The organism is Paraburkholderia sp. SIMBA_053, from assembly GCF_046534895.1.
GTDB classification, from domain to species: domain Bacteria; phylum Pseudomonadota; class Gammaproteobacteria; order Burkholderiales; family Burkholderiaceae; genus Paraburkholderia; species Paraburkholderia caledonica.
On record NZ_JAWRXU010001330.1, the window covers coordinates 1 to 249 of the forward strand.

Annotated in this window: 1 protein-coding gene; it reads left to right on the forward strand. The window is 57.4% G+C overall.

Annotation, left to right across the window (positions count from 1 at the left end; genetic code table 11):
• Window positions 1-249, forward strand: a 249-nt coding sequence (locus SB753_RS39935) for an ABC transporter permease subunit (RefSeq protein WP_410805531.1), incomplete at both ends; no start/stop codon positions are given.

Genomic DNA, 249 nt, shown 5'->3' on the forward strand with positions numbered 1-249 from the left:
GTGGTCTTGGACAGTATTGGGCTTGCCATCTGGGGGCCCAAGCCGGTTGTGGTTCCGTCGCCTGTGGGCGACTCTGTGATTCATCTCTTCGGAGTCGGCGTGCGCCCGCAAGAGCTAATTCTTCTGGCGGTGGCCATCTTCGTGATGATTGTATTCGACATCGTCATGCGAAAGACAATGGTCGGCAAGGTGATGCGCGCTGTCGCTGCCAATGGCAACGTCGCGAGCCTGATGGGCATCAACACGAAT